Genomic DNA, 16,538 nt, shown 5'->3' with positions numbered 1-16,538 from the left:
CGGTCGCGCCGCCGGCCAAGGGACAGGCGCAACATCCTTCTTCAGAACCCGGTTTCAGTCACCCATGTGGCGATCATGCCGAGACTTTCAAGATAACAGCATCATGTCCGGTTGCCTCGACGAATTTGACCAGGTCCGTGGCGGCGATGGAAGTCGTCGCCTCATTGGTCAGCGGGTGGGCGTTGACCACAGCATGGCTCATCAGCTCCTCGTCGAGAACGACCTTGACCCTTCGCTCCGTGTCGTTGATCAGCCCGAAAACGGTGACCGCGCCCGGGACGACGCCGAGAAGCTCCATCAGCATCTCCGGCCGGCCGAAAGACACGCGGCCCGCGGCGCCGATCAGATGATGGATCTGCTTTAGATCGACCACCGCCTCCTCGCCGACGCTGACTAGGAAGAAATTATCTTTCTTGTCCTTGAGGAACAGGTTCTTGGTGTGGCCGCCGGCGATCTCGCCGCGCAGCACCTGCGAATCGGCGACAGTGAACAGCGGCGGATGCCGCTGTGTCGATACCTCGATCCCGAGTCCGGCAAGAAAGGCGAAAAGGTCGGCTTCGGTCTTCGGCATCGGTCTTTCTTCTGATGGCCCGCTTTCAACGGCTTGTTCGGCCTACGCCGTTTACGGCCAATGATGCGGCCAAGACAAGCCCGTCGCGCAATGCAGGGGTGATTGCCTTGCGACGTGTCGCGGGACGGCTTGTCCGCATTGCCGGCGAAGCAAAAAGCCTGAGAATTCCCTGTTGCAATCGCCGCGCTCTTCAGCCATATAGGCGCGGCTTGCGGCCCGAAAGCCGCGCGAGCGGGTGTAGCTCAGGGGTAGAGCACAACCTTGCCAAGGTTGGGGTCGAGCGTTCGAATCGCTTCACCCGCTCCAGTTTCTCTCAAGGGAAATCAAGCATCGAAAAGCCGCGGTCCGCCGCGGCTTTTTCGCATTTGGGCGGCACAGGACGCACTTGCCAGCAGGCGCTGCGGTCGCGCCAAGTACGCTGCAGATAGAATTCAGGACTTTTGCGTGTCGTCCTCGGACCAAGGTCCGTCTTGCAGAATGCTCTATTTGAACGGAACTTGTTGGACAGCGGGCTCCACTTTGGAAAGTCCTCACGTTTCTCACTGGAACCCATCCTGGCGGGAGGGCCACTCGAAGGAGGAATGATGAAAACGCGCACCTATCTATTCGCAGCGGCGGCCGCTCTCACCCTTGTCGCGTCTCCGGTCCTCGCTGCCCCCGGCGGCAATGGCGGCGGGAACGGCAATGGCGGCAGCCACGGCAACGGCGGAAACTCGGCTGGGGCCGGCTCGCAGGGACACGGAGCCGCCACCTCGGCCGCGGCCAAGGACAAGTCGACGACCGGAGTTGCTCATGCAATGGCGGTCGTTGCCACGACACCGGCCTCACCGCAGGCCACCCTGGCCTTGCAGGCAGCGCTGGATAGGAAGGCCGCGAAAGACGCGGCAAACACTGCCGACGACACCTCTGACGAAACCGAGTAAGCATTCGAAACTGACAACTTGTCGCGTTGAAAGCCGTGGTTCGCCGCGGCTTTTTTTCGTTTCCCCGCCTGGCGTTCGAACTCTCAAGGCCTTTGATGCATGTCGCGCAAAACTGTGCAGCGGTTTTGCGACACCGACATGCATGAAACAAGAACCTGAAGCGCGTCGCATGAGGCCGGTCGAACGCAACGCGCTTTTAGGGTCGGCAGGTCAACAGCGCTTCCAGAAAAAAGCTGCTCCACAGCGGCACTGAAGCTACGCTGAGGCCAAACGCCGCCGCATCGGCGTCGGATTCGATTGCATGCGAGGAGATCCCGTGACCGGCTTTGTCGACCGAGAACGCGCAACAGACCTGATGCAGCGTGCCAATATCGAGGCATTGGTGCTTTGCGAGCCTGAGGCATTCCAATATGCCACCGGCGCCTGGATCGGCCCGGCCGGCCTGTTCCGCCGGGCCGGCGCCGGTTTCGTGGTCATCCCGAGACGAGACGACCTGCCGATCGGCGTAGTGGTTGCCGATTTCCAGGCTGCCCAGCTCCGGGCGGCGGTGGCGGATGCCGTGGTGCGCACGCATCCGATCTGGATCGAATCCGCGTCGCTTGAGCCGGCGACGGCCGGCCGGCCCGTTGCGCAGCGCATCGAGGCCGGCCTGGTTGGCCGCGCCCCCGGTTTTGCACGTCCAGCGACCTTTGAGCTTGCCCGCTCTGTCCGCGAGCTGAAGACGATGCTCGCCGAATTCGGGCTGGAGCGTGCAACGCTCGGCATCGAGCTGGATTTTGTCTCGGCCAGCGATTTGTCCGCGATGCAGGCGATGTTGCCCGGCACGGCCCTGGTCAACGGCTCGCCGATCCTCGACAGGCTGCGGGCAATCAAATCGCAAAGCGAGATCGACCTTCTGCAGCAGGGCATCGTCCTGTCGGAAGCCGGCCTGTCGCGGCTGCAGCAGCATGCAGCGGTCGGCATGCGTCAGTCGGATCTGGTCGCGCTCTACCGGCAAGGCATCGCCGATGCAGCCGCCGGGTTATCGCAACAAATCGCGACGGCCGAATACGTCACGCTGGGCGCTCGCCCAAAAAGCGCCGATGCGGTCGCCGCCGCCGGCGATCCGCTGAAGGCCGACATGGTCTGCAGCGTGAACGGCTATGCTTCGGACATGTCGCGGAATTTCACCTTCGGGCCGCCGTCGCCCGAACAGGCCGAATTGCATGCGATAGCCGAACGCGCCTTCGCCGATGGGCTTGCCGCGCTTATGCCCGGAAAGCCGTTCGCCGCCGTTCATCGCGCCGCCAGCGAAAGCCTGGCGCGCCAGGGCCTGCGTTCCTATCGCCGCGGCCATTTCGGCCACAGCGTCGGCCATTCCGTGTTTTCCGAGCAATGGCCGTTCATCTCGGCCGACAGCGATGTCGTGATCGAAGCCGGCATGGTGCTGGCATTCGAGATCCCGCTCTACATCGACGGTCTCGCCAGCTTCAATCTCGAAGACCAGTTCCTGATCACCGCGAACGGGCCGCTGCCGATGAACCGCTTGCCGAGGCGCCTGGAGACTGTAGGCTGAATCCAGCCGGCCCCTTATCTGGCGCCGGCCACGCCCCTGCGGAAATCCGACGGCGACATGCCGGAAAGCTTGCGGAACGACTTGTTGAAGGCGCTGAGCGAGCCGAAACCCGATTCCATGGCGACGCGCAGTACATTGGCATCCTGATGCATCAGCAGCGCCTGCGCGTAGCTGAGGCGCAGCAAATTCACATATTCGTTGAGCGTCATGCCGGTCGATTTCTTGAAGATGCTCATGGCGTATTTGGGATGGATGTCGGCCGCCGCGGCAATGTCGACGCAATCGATCTCGTAGAGGAAATTCTCGGCGATGAAGTCGCACATGCGCCCGACATTGCGCAGCGATTGCTGATCGAAGGGACTGCCTATCTCCTGTTCGACCGGAGTTTCGGGCACGAGCCGGTAAGGCTCGAAGCGCACCCGCTCCAGCCGCAGCAAAAGCTCGTTGACCGCATGCTCGGCCTTCACCGGGTCGCCGGAGCGGGCATAGCGGTTCCAGCGCTCGAAATTGTGGTCGTCCGACCGGTCGGTGGCGTCAGTCACCAGCGTCGCGCCGGTCATCAGCCTGTTGCGGACCTCGATCGGCAAATGCAGCCGGAAGAAATGCACCAGCGGCAGATGCGCGCCGGCATAGATGGCATCGTCGGAGGCTTCGTCCATCTGGTGCGGCAGGCCACCCCAGAACAGACACATGTCGCCAGCAGAGAGCGAAAGCTCGTGCCCGTCCATGCGGTAATGCACGGCCCCGCGCACGATGAAATTCACCTCGACCTGGGCATGCCAATGCGGCTTGAGCATCACCAGGGGCTGGGTGTGGAACATCTGCAGCAGCAGCGGCAGGCCCTCTACGCTGCTGGCGCCAGGCTGGTAAAACGGCCTTTCCGGCATCTTACTTTCCGCTCATTTCTTATTCCCTTTGTCGCGGACAAGGCTTTCCCGAGGCCTAGTCTAGCCACGCTCGCAAACAGAGAGCAACTGAAATGGGAGGATTTCAATGCGCATAAAATCGACCTGCGCCGCGCTCGCGCTTGCCTTGGGCTCCAGCCCGGCCTTTGCGCAGTCCGGTGAAATCACGATCTGGAGCTGGAATATCGCCGCTTCGTCGCTGAAGGCCACCATAGCGGGCTTCAACAAGCAGTTTCCCGACATCAAGGTCACGGTCGAGGACCTCGGCAACCAGCCGACCTACGACAAGTCGATCGCCGGCTGTGCCGCCGGTGGCGAGGGCCTGCCGGACATCGTGACGATCGAGAACGGCGAAGCGGAAAACTACTGGAGCCAGTTCCCGGATTGCTTCGTCGACCTGCACACGCTCGGCTACACCGCGGAAGACCAGGCAAAATTCCCCGACTTCAAGCGCACCGAGCTCGAGGTGGACGACAAGGCCTATGCGATGCCGTGGGATTCGGGGCCGGTGGCGATGTTCTACCGACGCGACTTCTACGAGAAGGCCGGCGTCGATCCGTCCTCGATCAAGACCTGGGACGATTTCATCGCTGCCGCCAAGAAGATCCAGGCCGCCAATCCCGGCGTCACGATGACCAACGCCGATTTCAACGGCGATTCCGAATTCTTCCGCATGATCTCCAACGAGCAGGGCTGCGCCTACTTCTCCGCCGATGGTCAATCGATCACGGTCAACCAGCCCAAATGCGTCGATGCCATGACCAAGATCAAGGAGATGAAGGACGCCGGCATCATTTCCTCTGCCGACTGGAGCACCAAGATCACCAACAACACCGCCGGCAAGGTCGCCACGCAGATGTATGGCGGCTGGTATGAAGGCACTGTGCGCACCGAATCGCCCGATGGGACAGGCAAATGGGGCGTCTATTTGATGCCGAGCCTGACCGCCGACGGTCCGCGCGCCGCCAATCTCGGCGGCTCCTCGCTCGCCATCACCTCGGTGTCGAAGAACAAGGAAGCCGCCTACGCCTATCTGAAATACGCGCTAGGGACGAATGAGGGCCAGATCACCATGCTGAAAGGCTTCGGCCTGGTGCCGTCGCTAATTTCGGCGCTCAACGACCCTTATGTCTCCGAGGGCCTGCCCTATTGGGGTGGCCAAGCCGTGTGGAAGGACATCCTCGGCACCCTGCCCAAGGTCGTCCCCAGCCGCGGTACGCCGTTCCAGAGCGACGCCGAAATCATCATCCGCGCGGTGCAGACCAAATATCTGGCCGGGGGCTATCCCGACGCCAAGGCAGCGCTCGACGATGCCGCAAGCCAGATCGCCGCGGCGACCGGCCTGCCGGTCAAGTCGTGATCTAAACGAGGCGGCTCCGAGCGTGCGGCTCCCCTTCTCCCCTTGTGGGAGAAGGTGTCGCCGAAGGCGACGGATGAGGGGTGCTCCAGCTTGGCGCTGACGGCACTCCGGCCAGCACCCCTCAACCGTCTCGGCGCTACGCGCCGATCCACCTTCTCCCACAAGGGGAGAAGGCAAGAGACTTGAAAAAGCAGAAAGGAGGAAAACGATGCGCTACCAGAACGCCACGGCGTATCGCTTCCTTGCGCCCTATCTGCTGATCTTCTCAATCTTCTGGCTGTGGCCGATCATCGATTCCTTCCTGATCTCGTTCCAGGCGACGCGCACCGTGCCGTGGCGGTTCGCGCCGACCTTCAACTGGGGCCGGCTGATCGGCGATCCGGCCTTCTTCAATGCCTTGAAGAACACATTGCTGATCCTTGTCATCCAGGTGCCGGTGATGATTTCGCTAGCGATTGTGATGGCGGTGCTTTTGAACTCGCCGCTGCTCAAGGCGCGTGGCCTGTTCCGCTTTGCCTTCTTCGCGCCGGTCGTGGTCGGCGAGGTCGCCTATTCGGCGGTTTTCCGGCTGATGTTCAATCTGGACTACGGCATCATCAACAAATTGCTGAACAGCATCGGCCTGCCCAACGTCGACTGGTTTACCAACGTCACCCCGGCGATGGCGGTCATCATGATGGCGGTGACGTGGCGCTGGGCCGGCTACAACGCCATCATCCTGCTCGCCGGCCTGCAGTCCATCCCCGAGGATGTTTACGAGGCGGCGACCCTGGACCGGGTCAGCAAGGTCAAACAGTTCTTCTACATCACGCTGCCGCTGCTCAAGCCGATCATCGTGTTCTGCGCCGTGCTGTCGATCATCGGCACCATGCAGCTGTTCACCGAGCCCTTCCTAATCACCGAGCGCGGCGGGCCGGGCGGCGGCACCGAAACGCTCGGGCTGCTGCTTTATCGCCAGGGCTTCCGGTCGCTCAATTTCGGCTACGCTTCGGCCATCGCCTACACCATGGCCGGACTGGCGATTGCCATTTCGCTGGTTCAGATATGGCTGACGAGGGAACCGAAATGACCTCGCGCTCCCCAATCAGCCATTCCCGGGTCGGCCGTTCCCAGGCCAGATTGGGCCGCAGCATCGCGCTGCATCTGTTCCTGACGCCGCTGGCGCTGGTCTGGCTGTTTCCGCTGTGGATGATGGTGGTCTTTTCCACGATGCCCGACAACGGCATCTTCAGCCCCGACATCGAGCTTTTGCCGCACGGCAATTTCCTCGACAATGTCAGCAATCTGCAGCGCGGCACCAATTTCATCGGTGCCATCGGCATCTCCGTCTCGGTGGCGGTGACCTACACCTTCCTGTCGGTGATGCTGACCTCGATGGCCGGCTGGGCGCTGGCGCGTTACAACTTCTTCGGCAAGGGCATGGTCGTCGCCATCATCTTCGGCACCATCACGCTGCCCTATGCGGTCGTGCTGATCCCGCAATTCATCATGGTGGCGCGCGACTTCAAGCTCGCCAACACCTGGGTGGCGCTGATCGTGCCGCCGCTGTTCAATTCGCTGGGCGTGCTCTTCATGCGGCAGAGCTTTTCGATGATGCCGCACGAACTGTTCGACGCCGCCAAGGTCGAGGGCGTCAAGGAATGGCGGATATTCCTGTTCGTCGCACTGCCTCTGGCGCGGCCGATGCTGGCAGCGCTCGCCATCATCCTGTTCCTTGCCTCCTGGAACAACTATCTCTGGCCGCTGCTGATCAATTCCAAGCCGGGCGCAATGACCGCGCCCGTGGCGCTCGGCACGCTGATCGGTCTCACCAAGGTGTCCTGGGGCGGCATCATGGCGGGCGCGGTGATGCTGACGGCGCCAATGCTCGTCGTGTTCGTGCTTCTGCAGCGCCATTTCGTCGCCGGCATCGCCGCCGGCGCTATCAAGTAAGGATCAGCATGGCGGCAGTCACACTCAAAAACGTCATCAAGCGCTTCGGCGTCTTCGAGATCGTCCACGGCGCCAATATCGATATCGATGACGGCGAATTCGTCGTCTTCGTCGGCCCTTCCGGCTGCGGCAAGTCCACGCTGCTCCGGATGATCGCCGGGCTCGAGGACATCAGCGACGGCGAGATCGCCATTGGCGGCAAGGTGGTGAACGACGTCGAGGCGGCCGATCGCGGCATCGCCATGGTGTTCCAGTCCTACGCGCTCTATCCGCACATGACGGTTGAGCAGAATCTGAGCTTCGGCCTGAGAATGACCGGCAACCCCAAGGCAGATACCGAGCGGCGGGTGAAGCGGGCTTCCGAAATCCTGCGCATCGCCGAGCTGATGAAGCGGCGGCCGCGGCAATTGTCGGGCGGCCAGCGCCAGCGCGTCGCCATCGGCCGCGCCATCGTGCGCGAGCCGCAAGTGTTCCTGTTCGACGAACCGCTCAGCAATCTCGATGCCGAGCTCCGGGTGCAGATGCGCGTCGAGATATCGCGCCTTCACAAGGAGCTTGGCGTTACCATGGTCTATGTGACGCACGACCAGACCGAGGCGATGACGCTGGCCGACAGGATCGTCGTGCTCAACGCCGGTAATATCGAGCAGATCGGCGCGCCGCTCGATCTCTACGACGACCCCGCCAACCGCTTCGTTGCCGGCTTCGTCGGCTCGCCGAAGATGAATTTTCTGGCGGCGAAAGTGGTCGGAACCGACAACAGCGCGGCGATCGTGGAGCTGGTCAACCATCGCGGCGTGCGACTGCGCAAGCCGCTTTCCGATGCCTTGCCTGCGATAGGCGGCGATGTCGTGGTTGGCGTGCGGCCGGAGCATTTCTTCGACGCCGGCCAGGGCGATTGCGACCTTACCCTCAAGGCCGACGTCGCCGAGCACTTGGGATCGGTGAGCTATGTCTATGCCAATTCCGGGACCGGGGGCGGGCGCGAAGAACTGATCATCGAGCGCGAGGCCTCGCGGCATCGCGCCAACGGCGACGACCTGGTGGTGTCGATCAAGGCCGACCGCTCGCTTCTCTTCGACGCCACCGGCGCACGCATTCGCTAACCCATCTTTCTTTTGTCCGATCGCGATTGCTCGCGGCCACCCCACGGAGATTTGACATGACTTCCAAACCAGAAAAAATTCGCTGGGGCATTCTCGGGCCCGGCAACATCGCCAAGGCCTTTGCCGGCGGCGTCGCCCATTCGCGCACCGGCACCTTGGTCGCCTTAGGGGCGCGCAATCCCGGCAAGGCCGGGCTCACCGAGGCTTTCCCCGGCGCCCGCATCCTCGACGGCTACGAGGCTTTGCTTGGCGATCCGGATGTCGACGCGATCTATATTTCGACGCCGCATCCGAGCCATGCCGAATGGGCGATCAAGGCAGCCGAGGCCGGAAAGCATGTGCTTTGCGAAAAGCCGCTTGGCCTGACCGCCTTCGAGGCCGACGCGATGATCCATGCGGCGCGCAAGGCCGGCACCTTTCTCGGCGAAGCCTTCATGTACCGGCTGCATCCGCAGACGGCCAAGCTGGTCGAGCTGATCAGTGCCGGCGCGATCGGCGAGATCAAGATGATCAAATCCAGCTTCGGCTTCGCCATGCCGGGCTTCATGCCGGAGCACCGGCTTTACGCCAAGGATCTCGCCGGCGGCGGCATTCTCGATGTCGGCGGTTATCCCGTCTCGATGGCGCGGCTGATTGCCGGCGCCGCCGCGGGAAAGCCCTTCGCCGAGCCGGACAAAGTGGTGGGCACTGCGCATCTCGGCCAATCCGGCGTCGACGAATGGGCGTCGGCGCTGTTGCATTTTCCGGGCGGCATCGTCGCGGAAGTGTCCTGCAGCATCTCGCTCGCGCAGGACAACGTCTTGCGCATTCTCGGCAGCAAGGGCCGCATCGAGGTGGCGGACTTCTGGTATGCCGGCGGCCAGCAAGGCGGCACCGGCGAAATCCGCATCATCCGTCCGGGTAACACCGAGGTGGTCGAGGTCAAGGAGGACGGCTGGCTTTACGCGTTCGAGGTCGACGCCGCCGGCGAGGCCATTCTCGGCGGGAAGCAGGAGTTCGCCTGGCCCGGCATGGGCTGGGCCGACAGTCTCGGCAATCTGCGCGTGCTCGACAAATGGCGTGCCGCGATCGGGCTCGAATACGACATCGAGAAACCGGCAAAGCGCGTCAACACGATCTCCGGACGGAAGCTGCGCTCCGGCGGGACCGCCATCCCCAAGCGCAGCATTCCGGGCCTGCCGCGGCGGGCCTCGTGCCTGGCGCTCGGCTTCGAGGATTTCCGCACCTTTTCGTCGGGCGCCATCCTGCTCGATGCCTATTTCGAGGCCGGCGGCAATCTGTTCGACACGGCCTTCGTCTACGGTTCCGGCTATACCGAGACCCTGCTTGGCCAATGGCTGAAAAACCGCGGCGTGCGCGAGCAATCCGTGGTCATCGGCAAGGGCGCGCACTCGCCGCTCTGCTATCCCGACGTCATCGGCAAGCAGCTCACCCAGTCGCTCGAGCGGCTGCAGACCGACCATATCGACGTTTATTTCATGCACCGCGACAATCCGGACGTGCCGGTCGACGAATTCGTCGATGCGATGGACCGCGAGGTCAAGGCCGGCCGCATCCGCGGTCCGTTCGGCGGCTCGAACTGGACGATGGAACGCATGGACGAGGCGATTGCCTATGCCGAGCGCACCGGCAAGCAGAAGCCCGGCGCGCTTTCCAACAATTTCTCCTTGGCCGAGATGCTGGAGCCGATCTGGGCAGGCTGTGTCACCTCCTCCAGCGACGCGTGGAAGGCCTGGCTCACCGCCCGGCAGATGCCGAATTTCGCCTGGTCGAGCCAGGGCCGCGGCTTCTTCACCGACCGCGCCGGCCGCGACCGGCGCGACAATGAGGAGTTGGTCCGGGTCTGGTACTCGGACAAGAATTTCGGCCGTCGCGACCGTGCCATCGAGCTCGCCAAGCGGCTGGGCAAAAGCCCGATCCACGTCGCGCTCGCCTACGTCCTGGCGCAGCCCTTCCCGTCCGTCCCGCTGATCGGGCCCCGCTCGCTCGACGAATTGGAAGACAGCCTCCAGGCGCTCGACATCTCACTTTCGCCGGACGATCTTGCATGGCTGGATAGCGGTTCGGATCAGGCCCGCGCGCGGGCCTGACAGCAGGGAGAAAGGTTGCTAGAAGATGCGCTATGCGTGACTCGTGGGTTGGAAACGAGCTGATCAGAGTGCTTCTCGAGAACGACTCAGTGCACTTGGAGTTTGCTGGCGTTACCGTCCAACTCTGGACTTTATTCAAGGTGGCCTACGACGGAGGGCCTGACGTCTGGATAAAACCGGATAACCGTAGCGGCGATTTAAGCTTAATCTGGGCTTTGGTCGGAACGCGACTTGTAGAAGTAGCCTTGGAGGACACGGTTCGGGTCAGATTTGACAACGGCACGGAAATCATGGTCCCACCTGGCAACCGCCGAGGAGCCGTTATAACGGGAGTAGATGGCTACGATCCCTTCTGAATTTTGTACTGGCCCTACCGAATTTTGCGCGGCTTCTGGCACTCTTGGTCGACGAGGAGGATAGATGCTCGACATCTCACCGTCGAAACAGGCGGCCACCTGGCTCGGTTCGTTTGCGCGAGCGCTCGAAGCAGGCGACGTCGAGGCCGCAACCAATCTGTTCGTCGAGGACTGCTACTGGCGCGATCTTTTGACCTTCACCTGGAACATCAGGACGATGGAAGGCCGCGCCGCGATCCGCGAGATGCTGGCGGCGACGCTGGCAACCACAAGGCCTGCTCAATGGCAGCTCAGCGGCGAAGCGACTTCGGACGAAGGCACCATCGAGGCCTGGTTTTCTTTCGAGACGTCATCGGCGTGGGGCCAAGGCATCATGCGCCTCAGGGACGGCAAGTGCCGGACGCTGTTTACGGCGATGACCGATCTCAAGGGGTTTGAAGAGCGCAAGGGCCCGGCGCGGCCTCTGGGCGTCCGCCACAAGGCCGACCCGGAACGCGAGACCTGGCTGGAGGCGAGGCGCCGCGAGGCGCGTGACCTCGGCGCTAGCCGGCAGCCCTATTGCCTGGTCATCGGCGGCGGCCAGGGCGGCATCATGCTGGGGGCGCGGCTCGGGCAGCTCGGCGTGCCGGCCATCGTCATCGAGAAGAACGCCCAGGCCGGCGATTCCTGGCGCAAGCGCTATCGCTCGCTCGTGCTGCACGACCCGGTCTGGTACGACCATCTGCCCTACATCCCGTTTCCCGAGAACTGGCCGGTGTTCACGCCCAAGGACAAGATGGGCGACTGGCTGGAGATGTATACGCGCGTCATGGAGCTCAATTACTGGACCTCCACGACATGCGTCAGTGCCTCCTATGACGAGACCGAAAAGGTCTGGACGGTCGAGCTCGACCGCGCCGGCGAGCGCATCACGCTGAAGCCGAAGCACATCGTCTTCGCGACCGGTGCTTATGGCCCGCCCAGGCGCATCGACCTGCCGGGCGCCGAGGTCTTCAACGGCGAGATCCTGCATTCCAGCCAGTATTCCAGCGGCGAGAAATTCCGCGGCAAAAGGGTCGCCGTCATCGGCGCGGCAAGTTCCGGCCATGACGTCGGCGTCGATCTCTGGGAGAGCGGCGCCGAGGTGACCATGGTCCAGCGGTCGCCGACGACGGTGGTCAAGTCGGACACGCTGATGGAGATCGGCTTCGAGATCTTCTCGGAAAAGGCGCTGGCCCGCGGCATCACCACTGAAAAGGCCGACATGATCGTCGCCTCGACGCCGTTCGCGCTGCTGCCGCAAGGCCAGCGGGCGCTTTACGACGTCATCAAGGCGCGCGATGCTGCCTTCTACGACCGCTTGCGCAGCGCCGGCTTCGCCATCGATTTCGGCGACGACGAGACTGGGCTCCTGATGAAGGCCTACCGCACCGGCTCGGGCTTCTACATCGACGTCGGCGCCTGCGATCTGATCATCGACGGCGAGATCGGCATCCGTAGCGGCGTCGGGATCAAGTCGCTGACGCCGACAGGCATCCTCTTCGACGACGGCACGGAACTGGCGGCCGACGCAATCATCGCCTGCACCGGCTATCTCTCGATGAACGAGACAGTGGCGGCGATCGTTTCGCGCGAAGTCGCCGACAAGGTCGGGCCGTGCTGGGGGATTGGCTCGGGCGTGAAAGGCGACCCGGGTCCGTGGCAAGGCGAGTTGCGCAACATGTGGAAGCCGACAGCGCAGGAAGCGCTGTGGTTCCACGGCGGCAATCTTGCGCTGTCGCGCTTCTATTCAAAATTCGTGGCGCTGCAGATCAAGGCGCGCATGGAAGGCATTCCGACGCCAGTCTATGGAGCGCCGGTGCGATAGGGCCGCCTTTCCCTTCTCCCCTTCTTGTGGGAGAAGGTGGATCGGCGCGTAGCGCCGAGACGGATGAGGGGTGTTGGACGGATCGCCGTGGTGCCAAGCTGGAGCACCCCTCATCCGTCGCCTTCGGCGACACCTTCTCCCACAAGGGAGAAGGGGAGCCACATCGCCGTCAATCGTGGCTATGTCCGAAATGCCGGCTCGCCACCTCGACATGCGTGTCGTGCGCATGCGCTTCGAAGCGTTCGGTCTCGCCGAGATCGTCCACCGCCTCGTTCGGCCACCAGGTGCCGCCGACCACGATGCCGGCCGAGACCAGCCTTTGCTCGGCGACCAGCGAGGCGCCGACCGAATCGACAAAGGTGAAGTGGCCTGGACGCAGACGCAGCACCGCGACGTCACCGACCACGCCAATCGCCAGCCTGCCGAGATCTGGCCTGGCGATCGCTTCCGCTGGCCGCTGCGTTGCGGCGCGCAGCACCTCGACCAGTGGCATACCGAGCGCCAGCAGTTTCGACATGCAGACCAGGATGTCGAAGGCCGGCCCGTCGACGCAGTAGAGATGCACGTCGCTGCTGATCACGTCCGGCGCCAGACCCTCGCTGAGCATCGCTTTGGCCACCTCGAAATCGAACGAGCCCATGCCGTGGCCGAGGTCGAAGATGACGCCGCGCTCGCGCGCCAGCCGCATATCCGGCCGCACCGCCCCCGAGGCGAAGACCGGCGCGTTGGGAAACGGCCGGAAGCAGTGGGTGAGGATGTCGCCCTTGCGCAGCCGCGGCAGCACTTCCGAGCGGCCGGGCGGCGGCTCGTCTATATGCGCCATCAGCGGCAGGCCGGCCTTGTCGGCGGCTTCGAGCGCGAGATCGACCGGCGCGATGCCGCTGGTGCCACCGGCATGGCGACCCGAGCGGACCTTGACACCGACAACCACGTCCGCGTGCTCGCGCGCCGCCGCCACCGTTTCGCGCGGTTCGCAGAGCCGGAGGTCGCTGCACTCGCCGACCGCCACGGTCTGCGAGAAGCCGAATATGCCGGCAAAGGAAATGTTGACGTAGGCCAGGATGCGGACTTTCGAGCGCTCTATGACGTGGCGGCGAAAGCCGAGGAAATTGCCGGCGCCGGCGCTTCCGGCATCGATGAAGGTGGTGGTGCCGCTCTTCGCCGCAAGCCGGTCGGCATCGACGCCGAGCGACGTGCCGCCCCAATAGACATGGCTGTGCAGGTCGATCAGGCCGGGCGCGACGATGGAGCCCGTGGCGTCGATGACGCGGGCTGCACGTTCGAAGGGGATTTCGGTGTCGATCGCGGCGATACGGCCGTCGGCAATCGCCAGATCGCGTTGTGCGTCGAGGCCGGACGCCGGATCGATGAGGCGGCCGCCTTTTATCAGGAGATCGAATTGCATTGCGCCTGTCTCCGCTTTTCCGTCAGGCCGGCCTGTAGGCGACGGCTTCGACCTCGATCTTGATGTCGATCATAAGCCGTGACTCCACAGTCGTGCGTGCCGGCGGATCTTTCGGGAAATGCCGGGCATAGACCGTGTTGAAGATGCCGAAGTCGCGCGCGTCCTCGAGCCAGACCGTGGTCTTGATCACATCGTCCAGCGTGCAGCCGGCCAGCGCCAGTGCCGCCTTGATGTTCGACAGCACCTGTTCGGTCTGCTCGGCGATGCCGCCCTTGACCACCAGCCCGTCGCCGCCGACCGGCACCTGGCCGGAGACATAGACGAAATCGCCGGCCCTGACCGCCGGCGACAACGGCACATGGGATTTTCCGAAACACTGCTTGGGCAAGGAGGCCTCCTCTGGAAATCTTGCGTGACCGCCCTTATGCCTGCCACCGCGGTTCTCATCCAACATTTTGGAAGCTGTATCGCTTTGCTGCGGGAGCGCCAGCTTGGTCACCACGCTCGGTGACCCTTCGCGCCCCCCTCTGTCCTGCCCTCTTTCCCACTACTTGGCATCTCCCCCACAAGGAGGGAGATTGGCCGTCATCACTGATTTCGCCAACCACCGACCTTGCAAAAGGTGCGCTGCCAGCGAAGCTGCCGATCTCCCCCCAAAAGGGGGAGATGCCCGGCAGGGCAGAGGGGGGCGCTGTCCCGCCAGCGTCTTGACCCGCGACACCAGCCCGCTCAGCGATCGATCCGCGTCGACAGGATGATCGACGACGACGTCCGCTCGACCCCGTCCATGGCGCCGATCTGGTCGAGAAGCGTGTCGAGATCCCTGATCGACGGCGCCTCGACGATGACGATCATGTCGAAATTGCCGCTGACCGAATGCAGCGTCCGCACCGGCGGCAGCGCCTGCAGGCTGCGCACCACCTTGTCGGCAAGCTTGGGCGTGACGGTGAGCAGGACATGCGCCCGCACCAGTCCCTGTTCGTAATCCGGCGAAAGCCTGACGCCGTAGCCGGTGATGGTGCCGCGCTGCTCCAGCCGCTCGATCCGGCTCTGCACCGTCGTCCGTGAGACGCCCAGCCGCCGCGCCAGTTCGGCGGTCGAGGCGCGTGCATTGATGCGCAGCAGGGAAAGCAGCGCCTGGTCGGCATCACTAAGCATTTCGACGAACCTTGCCGGCGCATTGATCAAACAGAGACTGCGTTTTGCATAATCCCACGCTTCCTTTCGACAGGCAAGCTGCGATTCTAGCCGTCTATTTAATATTGGTGCGAGGGACCGGTCATGAAGGAAATCATCGTCGTCGGCGCCGGCAAGATCGGCTCGACCATAGCCGAGATGCTGGCATCCACGGGCGACTTCCATGTCACCCTGGTCGACCGCTCGGCTGCGCAGCTCGGCGCGGCCGAACTGCCGGCCGGCGTAGAGACGCTGGAACTCGATATCGAGGCCGTCGGCACCCTCGAAGCCGCCCTGGCCGGCAAGTTCGCGGTGCTCAGCGCTGCGCCCTTCCATCTGACCACGCGCATCGCCGAAGCGGCGGCCAGCGCCGGCGTGCACTATCTCGATCTGACCGAGGACGTCGTCAGCACCAGGCGCGTCAAGGAATTGGCGCGCTCCGGCAACAGCGCCTTCATCCCGCAATGCGGGCTGGCGCCGGGCTTCATCTCGATCGTCGCCAACGATCTCGCCAGCCGCTTCGACACGCTGGAAAGCGTGCGCATGCGGGTTGGCGCGCTGCCGCAATACCCGTCGAATGCGCTGAACTACAATCTGACCTGGAGCACCGACGGCGTCATCAACGAATATTGCGAGCCTTGTGAGGCGATCGTCGAAGGCGAGCTGGTCGAAGTGCCGCCGCTGGAGGAGCGTGAAGAATTCTCGCTCGACGGCGTCACCTACGAGGCATTCAACACCTCGGGCGGGCTGGGCACGCTGGCCGAAACGCTGAAAGGCAAGGTGCGGACGCTGAACTACCGCACCATCCGCTACCCCGGCCACGCCGCGATCATGAAGGCGCTGCTCAACGACCTCGGCCTGCGCCACCGCCGCGACGTGCTGAAGGACATTTTCGAAAGCGCCCTGCCGGCGACGCTGCAGGACGTCGTCATCGTCTTCGTCACCGTCAGCGGCCGCAAGAACGGCCGCCTGCTGCAGGAGACCTACGCCAACAAGATCTACGCCAGGCGTGTCGGCGATACGGTACGCAGCGCCATCCAGATCACCACTGCCTCCGCCATCTGCGCCGTGCTCGACATGCTGGCCGATGGCACCTTGCCGGCAAAGGGCTTCATCAAGCAGGAGGACATCGCGCTCGACGCCTTCCTGGCCAACCGCTTCGGCCGCGCCTACGCGCAGCACGAGATGGTTAGCCGACTGGCGGGGTGAGTGCGGTTGCCCGACGGCGAAGCTGCCGATCTCCCCCCTTGAGGGGCGAGATGTCGCCGAAGGCGACAGAGGGGGTCGCCTCGCGTAGAGCGCTAACCTCCATC

General features: G+C 63.5%; 14 protein-coding genes and 1 tRNA gene. 10 read left to right on the top strand and 5 right to left on the bottom strand.

The genetic code is table 11. The features are described 5' to 3' along the window. Window positions 1-73: 73 nt before the first annotated feature. Window positions 74-571, bottom strand: a complete 498-nt coding sequence (locus NKG95_RS30695; protein ID WP_352516121.1) for a prolyl-tRNA synthetase associated domain-containing protein — start codon at window positions 569-571, stop codon at window positions 74-76. Between the two features lie 231 nt (window positions 572-802). On the opposite strand from NKG95_RS30695, the gene NKG95_RS30690 reads away from it, so the two are divergent. The 3 genes from NKG95_RS30690 to NKG95_RS30680 all read left to right on the top strand — a co-directional run bounded on the left by NKG95_RS30690 (window position 803) and on the right by NKG95_RS30680 (window position 3,049). Then, window positions 803-877, top strand: a tRNA-Gly gene (locus NKG95_RS30690). Between the two features lie 278 nt (window positions 878-1,155). Continuing rightward, window positions 1,156-1,494 (top strand): hypothetical protein, encoded by a 339-nt coding sequence (locus tag NKG95_RS30685; RefSeq protein WP_023720576.1) that lies wholly within the window; start codon window positions 1,156-1,158, stop codon window positions 1,492-1,494. Between the two features lie 316 nt (window positions 1,495-1,810). Beyond that, window positions 1,811-3,049: a M24 family metallopeptidase gene (locus NKG95_RS30680; protein WP_352496002.1), complete on the top strand. Its 1,239-nt coding sequence runs from the start codon at window positions 1,811-1,813 to the stop codon at window positions 3,047-3,049. Between the two features lie 14 nt (window positions 3,050-3,063). Here the strand turns inward: NKG95_RS30680 and NKG95_RS30675 are convergent, their stop codons facing one another. After that, window positions 3,064-3,936 carry a helix-turn-helix domain-containing protein gene (locus NKG95_RS30675; RefSeq protein WP_352481100.1) on the bottom strand — a complete coding sequence of 291 codons (873 nt, stop codon included), beginning with the start codon at window positions 3,934-3,936 and terminating at the stop codon, window positions 3,064-3,066. 106 nt (window positions 3,937-4,042) lie between these two features. On the opposite strand from NKG95_RS30675, the gene NKG95_RS30670 reads away from it, so the two are divergent. The 6 genes from NKG95_RS30670 to NKG95_RS30645 all read left to right on the top strand — a co-directional run bounded on the left by NKG95_RS30670 (window position 4,043) and on the right by NKG95_RS30645 (window position 12,644). Further along, entirely contained in the window at window positions 4,043-5,314 is a 1,272-nt protein-coding gene (locus NKG95_RS30670) for an ABC transporter substrate-binding protein (protein WP_353043327.1), read from the top strand. Between the two features lie 208 nt (window positions 5,315-5,522). Continuing rightward, a complete protein-coding gene (locus NKG95_RS30665; RefSeq protein WP_352481102.1) occupies window positions 5,523-6,383 on the top strand; it encodes a carbohydrate ABC transporter permease in 861 nt (286 codons plus the stop codon). Further along, window positions 6,380-7,246, top strand: a complete 867-nt coding sequence (locus NKG95_RS30660) for a carbohydrate ABC transporter permease (RefSeq protein WP_352481103.1) — start codon at window positions 6,380-6,382, stop codon at window positions 7,244-7,246. Before NKG95_RS30665 ends, NKG95_RS30660 begins: the two co-directional genes overlap by 4 nt. A gap of 8 nt (window positions 7,247-7,254) precedes the next feature. After that, window positions 7,255-8,352: an ABC transporter ATP-binding protein gene (locus NKG95_RS30655; protein WP_023720570.1), complete on the top strand. Its 1,098-nt coding sequence runs from the start codon at window positions 7,255-7,257 to the stop codon at window positions 8,350-8,352. Between the two features lie 56 nt (window positions 8,353-8,408). After that, window positions 8,409-10,442, top strand: a complete 2,034-nt coding sequence (locus tag NKG95_RS30650) for an aldo/keto reductase (RefSeq protein WP_352641086.1) — start codon at window positions 8,409-8,411, stop codon at window positions 10,440-10,442. Between the two features lie 420 nt (window positions 10,443-10,862). Continuing rightward, window positions 10,863-12,644, top strand: coding sequence for an NAD(P)-binding domain-containing protein (locus NKG95_RS30645; RefSeq protein ID WP_353043326.1), 1,782 nt, complete (start codon window positions 10,863-10,865; stop codon window positions 12,642-12,644). A 169-nt stretch (window positions 12,645-12,813) separates the two neighbouring features. On the opposite strand, the gene NKG95_RS30640 is transcribed toward NKG95_RS30645, so the two are convergent. The 3 genes from NKG95_RS30640 to NKG95_RS30630 form a co-directional block, all read right to left on the bottom strand. Then, complete coding sequence (locus NKG95_RS30640) at window positions 12,814-14,049, bottom strand: amidohydrolase/deacetylase family metallohydrolase (RefSeq protein WP_352845422.1); 1,236 nt, start codon at window positions 14,047-14,049, stop codon at window positions 12,814-12,816. Window positions 14,050-14,071: 22 nt separating this feature from the next. Then, complete coding sequence (locus tag NKG95_RS30635) at window positions 14,072-14,437, bottom strand: RidA family protein (protein ID WP_352815950.1); 366 nt, start codon at window positions 14,435-14,437, stop codon at window positions 14,072-14,074. A gap of 341 nt (window positions 14,438-14,778) precedes the next feature. Beyond that, window positions 14,779-15,207, bottom strand: coding sequence for an Lrp/AsnC family transcriptional regulator (locus NKG95_RS30630; protein ID WP_352587968.1), 429 nt, complete (start codon window positions 15,205-15,207; stop codon window positions 14,779-14,781). Between the two features lie 123 nt (window positions 15,208-15,330). On the opposite strand from NKG95_RS30630, the gene NKG95_RS30625 reads away from it, so the two are divergent. Beyond that, a complete protein-coding gene (locus NKG95_RS30625) occupies window positions 15,331-16,434 on the top strand; it encodes a saccharopine dehydrogenase family protein (protein ID WP_353043325.1) in 1,104 nt (367 codons plus the stop codon). The last annotated feature ends 104 nt before the right edge of the window (window positions 16,435-16,538 follow it).

This window comes from Mesorhizobium sp. M1423 (genome assembly GCF_040317575.1).
GTDB lineage: Bacteria > Pseudomonadota > Alphaproteobacteria > Rhizobiales > Rhizobiaceae > Mesorhizobium.
This window is presented reverse-complemented; position numbering and strand designations above follow the sequence as displayed.

Excerpts from the sequence above, each read along its gene's own strand:
- NKG95_RS30695 (WP_352516121.1), bottom strand. The coding sequence starts at position 571 with ATGCCGAAGACCGAAGCCGACCTTTTCGCCTTTCTTGCCGGACTCGGG.
- NKG95_RS30685 (WP_023720576.1), top strand. The coding sequence starts at position 1,156 with ATGAAAACGCGCACCTATCTATTCGCAGCGGCGGCCGCTCTCACCCTT.
- NKG95_RS30625 (WP_353043325.1), top strand. The coding sequence starts at position 15,331 with ATGAAGGAAATCATCGTCGTCGGCGCCGGCAAGATCGGCTCGACCATA.
- NKG95_RS30670 (WP_353043327.1), top strand. The coding sequence starts at position 4,043 with ATGCGCATAAAATCGACCTGCGCCGCGCTCGCGCTTGCCTTGGGCTCC.
- NKG95_RS30675 (WP_352481100.1), bottom strand. The coding sequence starts at position 3,936 with ATGCCGGAAAGGCCGTTTTACCAGCCTGGCGCCAGCAGCGTAGAGGGC.
- NKG95_RS30655 (WP_023720570.1), top strand. The coding sequence starts at position 7,255 with ATGGCGGCAGTCACACTCAAAAACGTCATCAAGCGCTTCGGCGTCTTC.
- NKG95_RS30640 (WP_352845422.1), bottom strand. The coding sequence starts at position 14,049 with ATGCAATTCGATCTCCTGATAAAAGGCGGCCGCCTCATCGATCCGGCG.
- NKG95_RS30645 (WP_353043326.1), top strand. The coding sequence starts at position 10,863 with ATGCTCGACATCTCACCGTCGAAACAGGCGGCCACCTGGCTCGGTTCG.
- NKG95_RS30630 (WP_352587968.1), bottom strand. The coding sequence starts at position 15,207 with ATGCTTAGTGATGCCGACCAGGCGCTGCTTTCCCTGCTGCGCATCAAT.
- NKG95_RS30650 (WP_352641086.1), top strand. The coding sequence starts at position 8,409 with ATGACTTCCAAACCAGAAAAAATTCGCTGGGGCATTCTCGGGCCCGGC.
- NKG95_RS30660 (WP_352481103.1), top strand. The coding sequence starts at position 6,380 with ATGACCTCGCGCTCCCCAATCAGCCATTCCCGGGTCGGCCGTTCCCAG.
- NKG95_RS30665 (WP_352481102.1), top strand. The coding sequence starts at position 5,523 with ATGCGCTACCAGAACGCCACGGCGTATCGCTTCCTTGCGCCCTATCTG.